Annotated in this window: 9 protein-coding genes; 6 read left to right on the plus strand and 3 right to left on the minus strand. The window is 74.3% G+C overall.

All coding sequences use genetic code 11. From position 1 onward, the window contains the following. Positions 1–113 precede the first annotated feature (113 nt). Complete coding sequence (locus O2V63_RS11895; RefSeq protein ID WP_269167732.1) at positions 114–1841, minus strand: putative bifunctional diguanylate cyclase/phosphodiesterase; 1728 nt, start codon at positions 1839–1841, stop codon at positions 114–116. A gap of 251 nt (positions 1842–2092) precedes the next feature. On the opposite strand from O2V63_RS11895, the gene O2V63_RS11900 reads away from it, so the two are divergent. From O2V63_RS11900 to O2V63_RS11915, 4 genes are read left to right on the plus strand one after another with little or no spacing between them, the layout of a single operon-like run. Then, positions 2093–3196: a serine/threonine-protein kinase gene (locus O2V63_RS11900; RefSeq protein WP_269167733.1), complete on the plus strand. Its 1104-nt coding sequence runs from the start codon at positions 2093–2095 to the stop codon at positions 3194–3196. A 14-nt stretch (positions 3197–3210) separates the two neighbouring features. Continuing rightward, entirely contained in the window at positions 3211–3348 is a 138-nt protein-coding gene (locus tag O2V63_RS11905) for a hypothetical protein (protein ID WP_269167734.1), read from the plus strand. Between the two features lies 1 nt (position 3349). Then, on the plus strand, positions 3350–4534 hold the full coding sequence (locus O2V63_RS11910; protein WP_269167735.1) for a TRAFAC clade GTPase domain-containing protein: 1185 nt from the start codon (positions 3350–3352) through the stop codon (positions 4532–4534). Next, a complete protein-coding gene (locus tag O2V63_RS11915) occupies positions 4531–6210 on the plus strand; it encodes a hypothetical protein (RefSeq protein ID WP_269167736.1) in 1680 nt (559 codons plus the stop codon). The genes O2V63_RS11910 and O2V63_RS11915 overlap by 4 nt, the downstream gene beginning before the upstream one ends. Before the next feature lie 206 nt (positions 6211–6416). Here O2V63_RS11915 and O2V63_RS11920 read toward each other — a convergent pair whose 3' ends face one another. Next, positions 6417–7364 carry a matrixin family metalloprotease gene (locus O2V63_RS11920; protein WP_269167737.1) on the minus strand — a complete coding sequence of 316 codons (948 nt, stop codon included), beginning with the start codon at positions 7362–7364 and terminating at the stop codon, positions 6417–6419. A 126-nt stretch (positions 7365–7490) separates the two neighbouring features. Between O2V63_RS11920 and O2V63_RS11925 the strand changes: the two genes are divergently transcribed. Then, positions 7491–7727, plus strand: a complete 237-nt coding sequence (locus O2V63_RS11925) for a ribbon-helix-helix protein, CopG family (protein WP_269167738.1) — start codon at positions 7491–7493, stop codon at positions 7725–7727. 180 nt (positions 7728–7907) lie between these two features. On the opposite strand, the gene O2V63_RS11930 is transcribed toward O2V63_RS11925, so the two are convergent. After that, positions 7908–9035, minus strand: a complete 1128-nt coding sequence (locus tag O2V63_RS11930; RefSeq protein ID WP_269167739.1) for a thermonuclease family protein — start codon at positions 9033–9035, stop codon at positions 7908–7910. Positions 9036–9330: 295 nt separating this feature from the next. Between O2V63_RS11930 and O2V63_RS11935 the strand changes: the two genes are divergently transcribed. After that, positions 9331–15132: a DUF4011 domain-containing protein gene (locus O2V63_RS11935; protein ID WP_269167740.1), complete on the plus strand. Its 5802-nt coding sequence runs from the start codon at positions 9331–9333 to the stop codon at positions 15130–15132. Positions 15133–15342 lie beyond the last annotated feature (210 nt).

Consider the following 15342-nt stretch of genomic DNA (forward strand, 5'->3'; position numbering starts at 1 on the left):
AGACCCGGCGCCGTCCCGTCACGCACCGCCCAGGCCGGCCGCACGGGCGCGGGCGACCGCGGCCGACCGGTCGGCGGTGCGGGGACAGTCGTCCTGCTGGCACGCCGCTCCCGTCAGGCGGGGCGGGCGACCTGCAGGAGGAGGTGGTCCGCGCCGTCGGTGCGGAGGCCGGCGAGCAGGTCGGGCAGCGGGACCGGCCGGCCGTAGCGCCAGCCCTGCGCGAACGTGCACCCCATGGCCCGGACCGCGGCCTCCTGCTCGGCGGTCTCCACCCCCTCGGCGACCACGTCGAGGCCCAGCCCGCGGCACATCGTCACCAGGCTCTGCAGCATCTGCGCCCGGCGCGGCGAGGAGCTGACGGTCTCGACGAACGAGCGGTCGAGCTTGAGGACGTCGGCCGGCAACGTGTCCAGCCGGCTGAGCGAGGAGTAGCCGGTGCCGAAGTCGTCGATGGACACCACCACCCCCACGGCGCGCAGCGCGTGCAGCGTGGCGACGGCCGCCGGCGACTCGCCCTCCAGCATGCTCTCGGTCACCTCGAGGGCGAGGTGCCGCGCGGGGAAGCCGGTCGCGGCGAGCACGTCCTGCACCCGCTGCGCACAGCCCGGGTCGTTGAGCTCGCGGCCGGAGACGTTGACGCCCAGGGTGACCTGCTCACCGGCACGGGTGCGAACACCGGCCAGCTCGGCACAGGCAGTGCGCAGCACGTGCGACCCGAGGGCGAAGATCAGGCCGTTCTGCTCGGCGACCGCGACGAACTCCTCCGGCGGCACGGGCCCGCGTTCGGGGTGGGTCCAGCGGGCCAGCGCCTCGACGCCGACGACGACGCCGTCCGGCAGGGCGACGATCGGCTGGTAGTGCACCACCACCTCACCGGCGGCGAGCGCGGCCGCGAGGTCCCGGGCGAGTGCGGAGCCGTTGCCGCCCTCGAGCTCGCACCGGCCGCGGCCGGCGGCCTTGGCGTCGTAGAGCGCGCGGTCGGCCCGGCGCATCAGCTCGGCGGCGCCCTCGTCGGGGCGGTGCTCGGCAACACCGCAGGAGATCCCGATCTCCGGGTGCTCCTCGGCGATCCGGCGCACCAGGGTGAGCGCCTCGGCACCACCGACGCCGGGCAGCAGCAGGGCGAACTCGTCGCCGCCGTGCCGGGCGAAGACGGCGGTCGGCGGCAGTTCCCGGCGCCACACGTCGGCGATCCGGCAGAGCACCCGGTCCCCGGCCTCGTGACCGGCGGTGTCGTTGATCTGCTTGAAGTGATCGAGGTCGATCAGGGCGGCCGAGAGCGCCTCACCGGTGCGGGCCGACGCGGTGCGCAGCTCGTGCAGGGCGTCGTCGAAGCCGCGGCGGTTGGCCAGCCCGGTGAGCGGGTCACGGCTGGCGCTCGACGCCCGGATGACCAGGCCGCGGACGACGGTGCCGAGCGCGACGATGACCGCGTCGAGGCCCAGCGCGATCGCTCCGGGGACGTCGCCCTGGGCGAGCAGGGCGGCGGTCACCGCGGTGATCCCGAACGCCATGTGCAGCCAGGCCAGCGGGAGGCTGAAGAAGAAGCAGGCGTCGACGGCGACGAAGGCCATGAGCGTGGCGGCGGCCATCGCGGTGGCGGCGTCCGGGCTGACCGTCACCGCGACGGCGACCAGCCCGGCGGCCGACGCGACCGGCCAGTGGAACACCCGGCGCGGCCAGTGACTCCCCCAGCGGAACGTCACGGCGCCGCAGGTCAGGACGACGAGGGCCAGGCCGAAGATCGCCCAGCGCCCCTCGGTGCCGGCGTCCGGACCGAAGACGGCGAGCATCCCGGCGGCCCCGGCCGCGACGTAGAAGGTCGCGAGGACGCGCGCCATCATCCGGGGTGTAGCCACCGCGGGCGCCGTCGACCAGGTCACCAGGTTGTGGTCGGTCCGCGAGAGCCCGATGTTGACGGTGCCGGCGGGACTGGCCGGTTCAGCTACCTCTGGGGGGTGAGGCCGCGCGCGTCGGCCGGGACGCCGGTCACCCTGGGCACGGCGGTGCGAGCCGGAGCTCATGGTGCCGGCACAGGTACGGGCTCTACGGTGGGCCGCGGTCGATCCGACGACGGGAGGGGCGCGGCACGATGTCAGATGCCTCGTCCCCCACCGAGGGGCTGGCCGACGGGTTCGGGCACCGCCGCGTGCACCCGCTGGAGGCCGGCGACCCGCCGCAGATCGGTCCCTACCAGCTGCTGTGCCGACTGCCGCGCGGCGGGCAGGGCGCCGACGTCTTCGTCGGCCGGAGCGATGCCGCCGACCCGCTGGTGGTCGTCAAGTGCCTGCCGGCCGGTGCCGGGGAGCTGGTCCGGAGGCGGTTCGCCCGCGAGGTCGAGAACGCCGCCCGCATCCGCAGCCCCCGGGTGGCCCAGATCGTCGACCAGGACCTCGACGCGGCCAGCCCCTACTACGTGCAGGAGTACGTCGCCGGGACGCCGCTGGACGAGTTCCTCGCCTCCCGGGAGGGCGGACTCAACGCCGAGGAACTGCGCCGGATCGCCATCGGGCTGCTCCGGGCACTGCGGGACGCGCACGCGGCCTCGGTGGTCCACCGCGACGTGAAGCCGGCCAACATCATCATCACCGAGCGGGACGTCGTCCTCGTCGACTTCGGCATCAGCCGCTACCTCGGATCCGAGGGGCCCGCCGGCACGGTCACCACCACGCTGGCCGGCCTGGGCTCGAAGCTGTTCGCCAGCCCCGAGCAGCTCCAGGGGCTGCCACTGACCCAGGCCAGCGACGTCTTCAGCTGGGGCATGGTGGTCGCGTACGCCGCCGCGGCCCGGCACCCGGTCGACCCGGACGACGAACTGCGCCCCGCCGACTACTGGCTGGAACTGCAGCACGGCCGGATCGACCTCGCCGCCGTCCCGCCCAACCTGCTCGACCCGGTGTCGCACGCGCTGCGGGTCGCGCCGGAGCGGCGGCCCTCGATCGCGGAGCTGGCCCGCGAGGTCGAGCAGCAGACCCGCTGGCTGGAGCAGCCCTCGGAGATCCCGGCTCCCCGGTCGGCCCTGCAGGACCTGCGGTCGACCGCCGCCGTCCGGGAGGCGGTCCGCTACCACCTCTCCCGGCTGGAGCGGGCGATCGCCGACACCCCCACCGGCTTCGCGGCCGCGATCGGGGTCGCCGTCCTGCTCGGGCTGGTGACCGCGATGGTCCTCGTCGGCCTCACCTACGTCATCGTCTGATCCGAGGAGGCGTCGTGTCCGGTCTGTACCAGCGGGCGAGGGCCCAGCAAGCGCTGGAGGCCCGCCGTCACCGCTACCTGCAGCGGCAGCGGGTGCTGCTGCTGGTGTTCGCCCTCACGACGGTGCTCGGCTACCTCGCGCTGGTGGGCTGAGGTGGCGAAGAAGGAGCTCGTCTGCCCGCGGTGCCTGGAGTCCTTCCCGGTGCCGCTGCTGCGCAGTCCCCGCGGCGGGCTCGAGCCGATGCCGGTCCAGCGGCGCTCGGCGTGGCAGCGCTTCGGCGAGGGACGGTGGGGTGGCCAACCGGCGCCGGGCCCGTCGTCCCCGGCGAGGGCGGCGGCCTCCGACGCGGTCGACGCCGTACCGGTCTGCCCGAACGGTCACCGCCTGCCGCCGGACTACGCCACGCGGCCGACCGTCGTCGTCGGCGTCGTGGGGCTCACCGGCGCCTCCAAGAGCACCTTCCTGACGGTGCTGATCGACGCGCTGCACGCCGGGGCGCTCGCGCCGTTGGGCATCTCGGTCGAGCTCGACGAGTACAGCGCCGACCGGTTCGAGCGGCACTACCACCAGCCGCTGCTGGTCGACCACCGGCAGCTGCCGCTGACCCCGCCGCTGCTCGAGCAGGGCGAGTCTCCAGAGCCGCTGACGCTGGTGCTGCGGCGGACGACGCAGGGCGGGCCGGAGCGGACGATGAACCTCGTCCTGTTCGACGCCTCCGGGGAGCAGCTCTACCGGAAGGAGGACCTGGGCCGGTTCAGCAAGTTCCTCTACGAGGCCAGCGCAGTGCTCGTCGTCCTCTCCCCCGGCATGTTCCCCGGGCTGCAGGCGGTGGCCGACCCCGGCGAGGGCGCGCTGGGCATGGCCCGGCCCACCCAGATGCTGGTCAATCTGGCCGACCTGCTGCGCTCCTCCCGCGGGCTGCGCCCGGACGGCTTCCTGCAGGGGGTCTCCACCGGGGTGATCCTGAGCAAGGCCGACAAGCTGCTTGCCCGGCCGGACTTCCCGGCCGACACGCTGCGCAACCCGGAGATCAGCCTCGGCGGACTGCCGCGGCTGTTCGAGGACGTGCGGGACAACAGCGCCCGCCTCGTCGACTTCCTGGAGGCCAACGGCGGCAGCAACCTGTTGACCACGTTGCTGACCCGGCTGCCGGACCCGACCGTGCACGCCGTCTCGGCGACCGGCTCGGAGGCGAGCGAGGGCGCCTACCCCTCGATCAGCCCGGTGGGGTGCCTGGAACCGCTGCTGGTGCTGCTGGCACGGCACGGCCTCCTGCCCAGCGAGGGCCTGGACGACGACGCATCTCCCCGCGCCGCCGGTGATCGGCTGGGCCGATGACCACCTGCGCGCAGCTGGTCTACACGTCGGCGAGCCGGACCCTGGAGGGACCGGGCTTCGGCGTCGTCCAGCTGTCCCCGGACTGGCCCGCGGAGGTCGGCGACAGCCGTGCGACGCTCGGCCCGCTGATCGGGCTGGGCGCCGGGGAGTCCTGCGGTCTGCTGCACACCGCCGGCGGGCGGATCGCCTACCGCAAGGTGCCGGCCGGGACCGACGCCTTCGGCCGGCTGGGCAACTACCTGGTGCACCTGCTCTGGGACGGCGACGGCCGGGTCACGCCTCGGGACGTGCTGACGTTCCGCAGCAGCGGCGGGTTCCTCGACGAGCTGCCCGGAGACGCCGAGCCCTCCCGGGAGGCGCCGGCGGTGGAGGTGCCATCGGCCCGCCGGTCGCTGTCGGCCCTGACCGACGACGACGTCGATGCCCTCGTGCCCTGCGTGGCGGCGGTGCTCGCTGCGGTGGCCGCCGGTGCGGGGGTGGTCGGGCTGCCGGCCCGGACGGCGGCGGGGCGCGACGTCGCCGAGGCGGTCTTCGACGTGCTGCCGCGGGCGCTGGCCTCGGCCGTCGCCCTGCACGTGGGGACGGCGTCCGCCTCGGGCGACGCTGCTCCGGTGCGGGTGCACGTGGGGGCGGACGTGCCCGACGACGTCGTGCCCGACGGGCAGGACACCGCACGGGCGCGGGCGCTGCTGGAGGCGGCAGCGAAGAAGGAGCTGTGCTCGGACAACGTGCGCAAACTGGAGACCCTCGACCGGTGGCTGTTCACCGACACCTGGACCGGGATGGACCCCGCGTCGCTGACCCCGCCCCAGTTGGTCGGCGTGCTGGAGTCGGAGAAGGCCGGGTGGTGGCTGTCCTCCCGGGACGCCGTGGACGTCGCCTGCGCGGTGGCTGCGTCGTCCCCGGAGGTCGAAACGGCGCTGCGGACGGCGCTCGCCCAGCACCCCGATGCCTGGGACCGGCTGCGCGACCGGGAGCTCGACGCCGCGCTGACCGCCGTCTTCGGCGGCGCGGCCAAGGAGGCCGTACCGACCGGCTTCACCGGGCTGACCCGGGCGGAGTTGTGCGAGGCCTTCGTCGACGAATTGGCTCGCGGCCGCCGACTGACCGAGGTCGGTGGGGCCGCGGCCGCGCTCGTCGAGGAGTCGGTGACGCTCGCCCAGCCCCTGGCGCTGCTGGAACTGACCGACGACCTCGCCGGACTGGCGCGGCTGGCCACCAGCCGGCCGGTGGTGCGGGACGTGCTGGTGCAGGAGTGGGCGGGGGTCGACGAGTGGCCGGCGAGTTCGGCATCGCTGTTCGGGCACCTGCTGCTGGAGGACCCCGACTGGTTCCTGACCCTCGCTGGCTCCGCCCCGCCGTCCCTGGTGCGGTCGGCCCTGCCCTGGGCGGCGGAGCGGCTGACGGCGTCGATGGTGGAACGGCTGGCGGTCACCGTGGCCGCCAGCGAGCTGGCGGGGCAGGGCTGGGCACTGCGGGACGTGCTGTTCCGCTCGGGGTTGGCCGACGAGGAGGTCGCCGCGATCGTGGCCCGCAACTTCCTGATGCTGGCCGGGGACGACGGCTGGCCGGGTGAGGTGGCCCGGCTCGCCGCCGGCACTCTCGGCGGGGGTGCCGGCGGGGAGGCGTCCGAGGGACGCCGGAAGACCGGCATGTGGCCGCGGCGCCGCCGGTAGCCCTCACGTCCGGCAACCGACCACCGCAGCTCGCCGGCGCCGGTCAGCGACACCTGGTCGACGCAAGCTTGTGCTCTGGCTGTACTGGCGCACCAAAGCACAAGCGTCGGGGAACAGGGTGTCGGTGGGCACTCGTGCGCCCATGCACTGGGGGTCGCTCTCCTCATGCCTGCGTTCCGTCTCCGGGCGGGCCGGGCTGTCGACCGTCAGACAGCGGGGACGCACCCTCCCGCGCCCAGCCGGCTCAGGCCGGTGAGGTCGCCGGCGGCGAAGTCGAGGACGGCGGAGGTCGTCGGGTACATGAGCTGGGTCGGGTCGTCGACGTGGTCCAGGCCCACCAGGTGCGCGAACTCGTGCAGCACGATCGCGCGGGCGACCGCCTGACCGCCCGGTCGGCTGAGGATCTCGGTGAACTGGGCGGCGTCGAGCTCGACCAGGCCGGTGACGTAGACCCCCGGCCCCTCGCCGGACGAGACGGCGAGACTGCCGGCCAGGCCCGCGACCTCGGCGGCGAGGTCGGGCTGTTCGGCGACCGTGTCCCAGGTGACGAGCACGGGCGCCCAACGGTCGCCGTAGCGCTCGGGCTGGAAGGGAACGCGCTGGTCACTCGGGGGCTCGTCGGTGGCACCGTCATCGACGAACTGCAGCCCGGTGATCGCCGAGATCTGGGCGACCGCATCGGTAATGAGCAGGTCCCCGCCGACTGGCTCGTTGTCCGGACGGACGACGTAGTGCACCGGCCGGCACGGGTCGTAGGCGATCGGCGTGACCCCGTCGTCCTGCAGCTGCGCGAACTGGTGGGTTCCGCCGTCCGGAGGAGGTGCCAAGGGGGTGCCCAGCGGCCCGCCGGCCGCCTCGATGCCAGCCGTCGGTGCAGTGCGGTCGGTGGCCGTCGCCTCGAGGCCGGGCAGCAGCTCGACGGCCACGGCGGCGGACGCCACGATGGCGACCACCACCAGCGCTCCCCCGATGCCCGTCCACGTGCGCCGCTTCCGCGTGCGGCGGACGGGTGGCTGCGCGGGCGTCCAGGCACGCCACGCCTCGGCCGGGCTGGTCCGACCGACGGACTCGTCGAGGACCCACTGCGGGACCCGACCCGTCGGTGAGGTGCGCAGCCCGGTGGGTGCGTGCGCCCGGTCGTCGTGCTGGCGCACTGCTCCCCCATCGTCGGCCGATCGTGTTCCGCTGCTGTTCGTAGCCGACCGCCGGCCCCGCGTGGAGCCCTCGTCGCCCGCACGGGTGAGCACGGATGCGGTGCCACCGGCGGCATCATGCGGTGCATGGCCATCACCCTTCGCCTCGACGACCAGGAGATCCAAGCGCTGCGCCGCAGGGCTGAGGTCGATGGCCGGTCGATGCAGGAGGTCGCTCGCCAGGCGGTGCGCGACTACATCGAGCGCGCCAACAGGCGGGACCTCCTCAACCGGGTGCTCGACACCGAGCTCCCCCGCTACGCCGAAGCCATCGAACGCCTCGGCCAGTGGTCTGCCTCGACCTCGACGACCTGCTCCACGTGACTACCGGCCGCGCCTTCACTTGATCAGCGGCGACTCAACCGCCTGCGCAATCGTTGCTCCAGCAACGTCAAGGGGGGTCGAATCGCCCTCACTCGGCCCAGGAGTTCCCTTGTCGTTGGCGAGACAACGACAAGCCGAGCCGGCCGGGCGTGACCGTCACGCCGTCACCTCGACCAGGAGTCACGAGCCCGGGCACGGCATCGGCGTCCAGCTCTTGCCGCCGGGCGCGTAGCTCCGGCAGCCGGTGTAGCCACTCGGGTTGGAGCTGCCGGACGTCTGCGGCGGAGCTGCCGTCCTCGGTGCGCTCGACGAGATCCGGGACGAGCTGGGCGACTGCGCGCGGGCCCGGGTCGCGGCCGCAGCAGCCTCCTCGGCAGCCTTTCGCGCGGCCTCCTCCTCGGCCGCCTTGCGGGCGGCCTCCTCGGCGGCCTGGCGCGCCGCCTCCTCTGCGGCCTGGCGCGCGGCCTCCTCCGCGGCTCGCCGGGCCTCTTCCTCCTGTCGCTGCTGCTCGGCCACCCGAGCCGAGTCGTTGTCCGCGACGGCGGCGTCCAGGTCTGTGCGGACGCGCTCCACCCGGCTCTGCAGACCGCTCAGCCCGCGGCCGGCGAACGGCAGCAGTGGGAAAGCGCGCGGGTCCCGGTCCAGGAGAGCGGTGAGCGCCCGCGCCGTGGTCAGCGCAGCGACCAGCTCACCGGAGTGGAAATCGAACGCGGCCAGCTCGGTCGGTGCAACGGGCTGTTCGGCGACCGTGTCGGCCGCCGTCTGCTCCAGGGCGGCCACCTGCGCGGGGACGGTGCACGTCACATCGGAGGCGTAGAGCCCCCGGCCCGCCTCCCTCGCCTCGTCATGCGCCTGCCGCACGGGCGGGTAGAACTGCGTGTTCGACCCGACCACCAGCGCCACGCCCAGGCCCTGCCGGGCGATGTCGGCGTTCACCAGGTCGTCGCCGAGGAAGACCGCGGCCAGTTCGCGGCCGTACCGGTCGTACTTCTCCTCGTCGTGCTCGAGCCGTACCTCGGTGCCGACGGGGAGGCGGCCCTTCAGGTACTGGGTCGCCTCCGGGGCGAGGCACTCGACCGGCTTGCTCGGGTCCACCGACTCCGGAGTGTCCACGTTGAGCAGTCGAACCCGACGGGTCTCGCCGTCGTACCGGACGTCGATGGTGTCGCCGTCCACCACCTTGGTCACCGTCGCGGTGACGGGTCCGCTGACAGCCTCGTGGACGGCTCCCGCCCCGACCACCAGGGCCGCGGCGGTCACCGTCGCAGCGATCTTGTGGGTGGCTACGACAGCGAACAGGCTCTGCATGCTTCCTCCGACGGCCAGGCGACAGGTGTCACCGCTGGGCACGCTAAGGAGTCGGTAGGTCACCGGATGGCCGTCAGGTCCGAGTCACCCTCAGAAGGAGCAGCGACCGCGAGCGGCGTCCCCCGAACCGGTGAGAGGCGGCGTGCCCCGCTGGTCACCGCCACGGGCTCGGCGTGCGCCCGGTGGGGAGTTCTGGCGACAGGGATCCGGACCGATCTCGTCCGCCGGTGCACCACCCGTCACACCTGTTCCCGGCAGACGTCGTTGCGTCGCCTCTGACCGGTAGACAGGGCGCATGACTGACCTGGACCTCCAGCCGACGGCGATCGACGGGGCGGCGACCGGGGCGCGGGTCACCGTCGAGGTCACCGCGGTCCCCGTGCTCAGCTACGCGCTGGCACACAACGGCATCGCCGTCGTCTCCCAGCTGGTGCTCACCGGGCACGGCGAGCCGGTGCGGCACGCCAGCGTGCACGTGGGCATCCGGGACGCCGCGGGCCCGATCGGCGAGGCCGTGGAGCTGTTCGCCGACGTCGACCCCGGGCACACCACGGTGCTCACCGACGTGGGGCTGCGGCTGGACCCGGCCGCGATGCTGCAGGTCGAGGAGCGCCGTCCCGGCTGGCTGTCGGTCCTGGTGGAGAAGGACGGCGAGGTGCTCGGCCGGGCGCGCGTGCCGGTGCAGGTCCTGGCCGCGGCGCAGTGGCTGGCCACTCCGTTGGAGCTGGCGATGGAGATGCTCGCCGCCCACGTGCAGCCGAACCACCCGTCGATCACCGCGCTGGTCGCCGAGGCCGCCGAGGCGCTGGGCACGGAGACCGGCAGCCCGTCGATCCAGGGCTACCAGGCCGGCCCCGAGCGGGTGGACGCGATCGCGGCCGCGATCTGCGCTGCGGTGCAGGCCCGCGCCGTCCGGTACAGCGAGCCACCGGCCAGCTGGGCGGACATAGGGCAGAAGGTGCGCACGCCCGGCGAGGTGCTCGACGAGCGGGTCGGCACCTGCCTGGACCTGGTCGTCGTCCTGGCCGCCGCGCTCGAGCAGGCCGGCATCCGGCCGCTGCTCTGGCTGGTCGATGGGCACGCCTTCCTCGGGTACTGGCGCGAGGAGCTGTCGGCGCAGAGCTCGGCGACCACCGACGTCGCCAGCCTGGTGAACCTGGTCGACCTGGGGCTGATCCGACTGGTGGAGACCACGATGCTCACCACCCGCAGCGAACCGGTCGGCTTCGACGAGCTGCACCGCCCGCCGTACGCCGCCTGGCTCACCGGCGACCTCGACCGGGTGATCGGCGTCGTCGACGTCTACCGCGCCCGGCGCGACGGCGTCCTCCCGCTGCCGGCCCGCACCCGGGACGCCGACGGCACCGTGCAGGTGGTCGAGTACCGGCCGGCCGTGCACAGCAGCCCGGTCCGCCCGATCGACAGCGGGACGGCGGCGGACCACGAGGCCCGGGAGACGGCCCCGCCGCGGATCGCGCAGTGGAAGAACGCGCTGCTGGACCTGAGCCTGCGCAACCGGCTGATCAACTACACGCCACGCGCCGGGATCGCGCTGACCGTGCCCGATGCGCACCTCGGTGCGTTGGAGGACCTGGTCAACGGCGGGACGGCGCTGACCCTGCTGCCCAGCGACCAACTGGCCGCCGTCCAGCGCGAGCGGGGGCTGCGGTCGGCCCGGGAGCTGCCGCCGGAGCTGCTGGCCGAGCTGCTGCTGGACCGCCGGGGGCTGTACGTCGACGTCCCGGAGAGCTCGTACCTGACCCGGATGCGGGCGCTGGCCTACAAGGCGAAGACGGTGCTGGAGGAGACCGGCGCCAACAACCTGTACCTGGCCCTGGGCAGCCTCGCCTGGGAGCTGGACGGCCGCCCGCTGCGCTCACCGCTGATCCTGGTGCCGGTCGTGCTGAAGGCTCATTCCCGGTCCGGCGCGTACCGGCTGACCGTGGACGAGTCGGGCACCAGCACGCCCAACTACTGCCTGCTGGAGAAGCTGCGCCAGCTGCACGGCCTGAACGTGCCGGGGCTGGCCGAACCGACCGAGGACGGCGCCGGGATCGACCTGGACGCTGCGCTCCAGGCAATGCGGGTCGCGCTGGTCGAGCAGGGGCTGCCGTACCGGGTGGAGCCGACCGCCGACCTGGCGATCCTGGCGTTCGCAAAGTTCCGGCTGTGGAAGGACCTCGACGAGCACTGGGCGACGCTGAGCGAGAACCCGCTGGTTGCCCACCTGGTGCACTCCCCCACCGACCCATTCGACGACCCGGTCGCCGAGGACGGCTCGGTCGACCTGGACGAGCTCGCGGCCGCCGTACCGGTGCCTGCGGACGCCTCGCAGCTGACCGCGGTCGCCGAGGCCGCCGCCGGCCGGACGTTCGTGCTCGAGGGCCCGCCGGGGACCGGCAAGTCGCAGACCATCACCAACCTGCTGGCCCGCGCGGTCGCCGACGGCAAGCGGGTGCTGTTCGTCGCCGAGAAGCGCGCCGCGCTGGACGTCGTCGCCCGGCGGCTGGACGCGGTCGGGATGGGCCCGTTCGCCCTCGACCTGCACGACAAGGGCAGCCGGCCGGCCGTGGTGCGGGCGCAGATCCGCGCGGCGCTGGAGCATGCGGTGCAGGTCGACGAGCAGGGGCTGTCCGCCGACGGCGAGGACCTCCGGTCGGCCCGGCGCTCGCTGGCCCGGTACGCCACCCGGCTGCACGAGCCGAACGCCGCGGGCCTGTCGCTGTACAGCGCGCACACCGGCGCGCTCAGCGTCGGCGACTCGGTGCCGCCGCTGCCCGTCTCGCCGGCTGCGGTCGGCGGGTTGACGGCCGAGGACGTCGCGGCGGTGCGGCGCGCACTGGCCGGGCTGCCGGACGTCGCCGACCTGGCCCGGCCGCGGCCGGGCCACCCGTGGGGCTTCGTGGACGTCGCGGACGTCGACGTGCCGGCCGCCGCGACCGCCGCTGCTGCGGTCGATGCCGCCGTCGCCGAGCTGCTGGGGTCCGCGCGGCTGGCGCCGGTGCTGGACGCGGTGACCACGCCTGCCGACCTGGCGGGGCTGGCCCGGGTGCTGGACGGTCCGCCGGTCGACCTGACGGTGCTGGACGAGACCCGGTCGGCACGCTGGCGCACCGAGACGGCCGCACTGTCGGCCGACGTCGCCGCCTTCCGCACGGCGCAGCACCCGGGCCTGGACGCAGCGACGCCGGCCGCCCTGGACCTGCCGCTAGCCGAAATTTCTGCCGCCGGGGAGGCCGCCGCGCAGTCGGGCTTCTTCGGCCGCAAGAAGCGGCTGATCGCCGTCCGCGACCGGTTGGCTTCCGTACTGACCGGCGAGGTGGCGCCGAAGGCGGTGCCGGCGCTGACGTCGGCGCTGCTCGCCGCGCAGACGGCGGCGCGGGCCCTGGCCGCCCGCGCCGCCGCGATTCCCGGGCTGCAGGTGCCCAGTGACTGGAACCCGCTGACCGATCCGGGCCTGGTCGAGCGGGAGGTCGACTGGCTCCGGCTGGCCGGCGCGGTGGTCGAGGGCAGCGACGGCTTCCCCGGGGCGCTGCGCGCGCTCCTGGCCCAAGGACCAGCGACCAATCCGTCCGCCGCGGCGGCGGTCGGCCGCGCGGAGGAGGCGGTGCAGCAGCTGCTGACCGTCTGCCGGTCGACGCCGGAGCAGCTCTCGGCGTGGGCGGGCAGCGACGGGTTGTTCGCCCGGTGGCAGGCGACCCGCGCCGAGCGGGCGGTCACGGCGCCTGTGGTCCCGTCACTGCGCCGGTGGCTGGACCTGATCGCCGCGGTGGAGCCGCTGCGCTCGGCCGGGCTGGGTGAGGCCCGGGGGGCGCTGCTGTCCGGCGCGGTGCCGGCCGACGACGCCGTCCGCTCCTTCGAGCTCGGGCTGGCCGGCGCCGCGATGACCGAACGGGAGGAGGCCACCGGGCTGGCCGCCTTCGACGCGCCGGTGCACGAGCGGGCGATCACCCGGTTCTCCGCGGCGTCCCGGGCAGTGCGCCGGCACCTGACCGCGGCCCTGCCGGCATCGGTGGTGGCGGCGCGGTCGTTCGACGTCACCGCCCGCGGTGGCCAGGTCGGCGCGCTGCAGCGGGAACTGAACCGGCAGCGCGGCGGGCTCGGGGTGCGCGGGCTGATCGCCGAGTACGGCGAGCTGGTCACCGCCGTGATGCCGTGCGTGCTGGTCAGCCCCGACTCGGTGGCCCGCTTCTTCCCGGCCCGGGCCGGCCTGTTCGACCTGGTGGTGTTCGACGAGGCGTCGCAGATCCGGGTCGCCGACGCGGTCGGCGCGTTGGGCCGGGCGGACGCTGCGGTCGTGGTCGGGGACAGCAAGCAGATGCCGCCGACGTCGTTCGCGGAGCCGACGACGGACGACGACGCGCTGCCGGAGGACCTGGCCACCGCGGTGGAGGACGAGGAGTCGATCCTGTCGGAGTGCGTGCAGGCGCGGGTGCCGCGGCAGTGGCTGTCGTGGCACTACCGCAGCCAGGACGAGTCGCTGATCGCCTTCAGCAACGTCCAGTACTACGAGAACCGGCTGTCCTCGTTCCCGGCGCCGGTGCACGGGCCGGCCTCCTCGGCTCCGGACGGCCGCGGGGTCTCGCTGGTGCGGGTGGCCGGCACGTTCCACCGCTCGGGGGCGGGCAAGCTGCTGCGCACCAACCCGGTGGAGGCCGAGGCGATCGTGGCGGAGATCCGCCGGCGCTTCGCGCTCTCACCCGACGAGCCGTCCTCGATCGGCGTGGTCACGTTCAACGCCCAGCAGCGGGCGCTGATCGATGCACTGCTGCGGGACGCCGGAGACGAGCGGCTGGTCGAGGCGCTGGACCGCACCGACGGCGAGGGGTTGTTCGTCAAGAACCTGGAGAACGTGCAGGGCGACGAGCGGGACGCCGTGCTCTTCTCGACCGCGTTCAGCGCCAACGACCGGGGCCAGCTGCCGCTGAACTTCGGGCCGCTGAACAAGGTGGGTGGTGAACGCCGGCTGAACGTGGCGATCACCCGCGCCCGACGGCAGGTCGTCGTCTTCTCCTCCTTCGACCCGGCCGATCTGCGGGCGGAGCAGACATCGTCGGTGGGGATCAAGCACCTGCGCGCGTACCTGGACCTGGCGGCGCACGGCACCGACGCGCTGCCGCGGGACGCACGGTTCGCCTCGCTGCCCGACCGGCACCGCGACTCCGTCGCTGAAGCTCTGCGTGCCCGTGGACTGGTCGTGCGGACCGACGTGGGGCTGTCGGAGTTCAAGGTGGACCTGGCCGTGTCGCTGGCCTCGGCGCCGGACGTGCCGGTGCTGGCGGTGCTGCTCGACGGCCCGGCGTGGGCGCGGCGGCGGACGGTCGGTGACCGCGACGGGCTGCCGGTGGAGGTGCTCGGCGGGATGCTGCGCTGGCCGGCGGTGGAGCGAGTGTGGCTGCCGGCCTGGCTGGCTGACCGGGACGAGGTGGTGGCGCGGCTGGTCGCCGCCGCCCAGACCCCGGTCGCTCCCCCGCCCGCGGCCGAGCCGCTTTCCGTCCCGGCGGTCGCGCCGGCTCCGGTCGCTCCGGAGGCCGATCTCCCGGCTGCGGTGCTGCACGGCGAGGAGCCGTTCCTGCCGTGGACGCCGGACCCGGCGGGTGAGCGCAGCCTGCTCGACCAGCTGGGCAACCGGCGGGTGGCCGAGCGGGTGGGGCGGGTGCTGCAGGCTGGCGCCGAGGCCGAAGGGCCGATCCACCTCGACCGGCTGGCACGGCTCACGGCCGGCGCGTTCGGTCTCGGACGTGTGGCGCAGGCGCGCAAGGACGCGCTGGCGGCGCTGGTTCCTGCGTCGGTCCGGGTCGGTGACGTCGTGTGGCCCGCTGGGCTGGACCGATCGTCGTGGACCGGTTTCCGCCGCGATCCGGCGGCGACCCGACCGATGGAGCAGCTGGCGCCGGAGGAGATCGGCAACGCGATGGTCGCGCTGTGCCGGGCCAGTGCCGGGATGACCAGGGACGAGCTGTTCGCGCAGACGCTAGAGGTCTTCGGCTATCGCCGCCGCACGCCGGCCCAGGTCGCCGTCCTGGAGTCGGCCTTGGCCGCTGCCGCGTCTGCCGGCCGGCTGACGGCCACGGCGTCCGGCCTGCTCACCGCCTGACAGCGCGCCGGTCCCGCCCACCTTGCGGAGGCGGGGCCGGCGCCGCCACTACTTCTTCTTGGGCTTGGGCTTGGGCTTGGTGGACGCCTACCGGGTGGACCGTCGACTTGAGGCCGGTGAGGAAGCTCCTGAGCCGACTTACTTCCATCACCAACGGCAAGGCCAGCCGTTCCACAGCGACCACGTCTACGTGCCTGCGGCCGGCATGCT

Source organism: Modestobacter sp. VKM Ac-2977 (genome assembly GCF_026968045.1).
Taxonomy (GTDB): domain Bacteria; phylum Actinomycetota; class Actinomycetes; order Mycobacteriales; family Geodermatophilaceae; genus Modestobacter.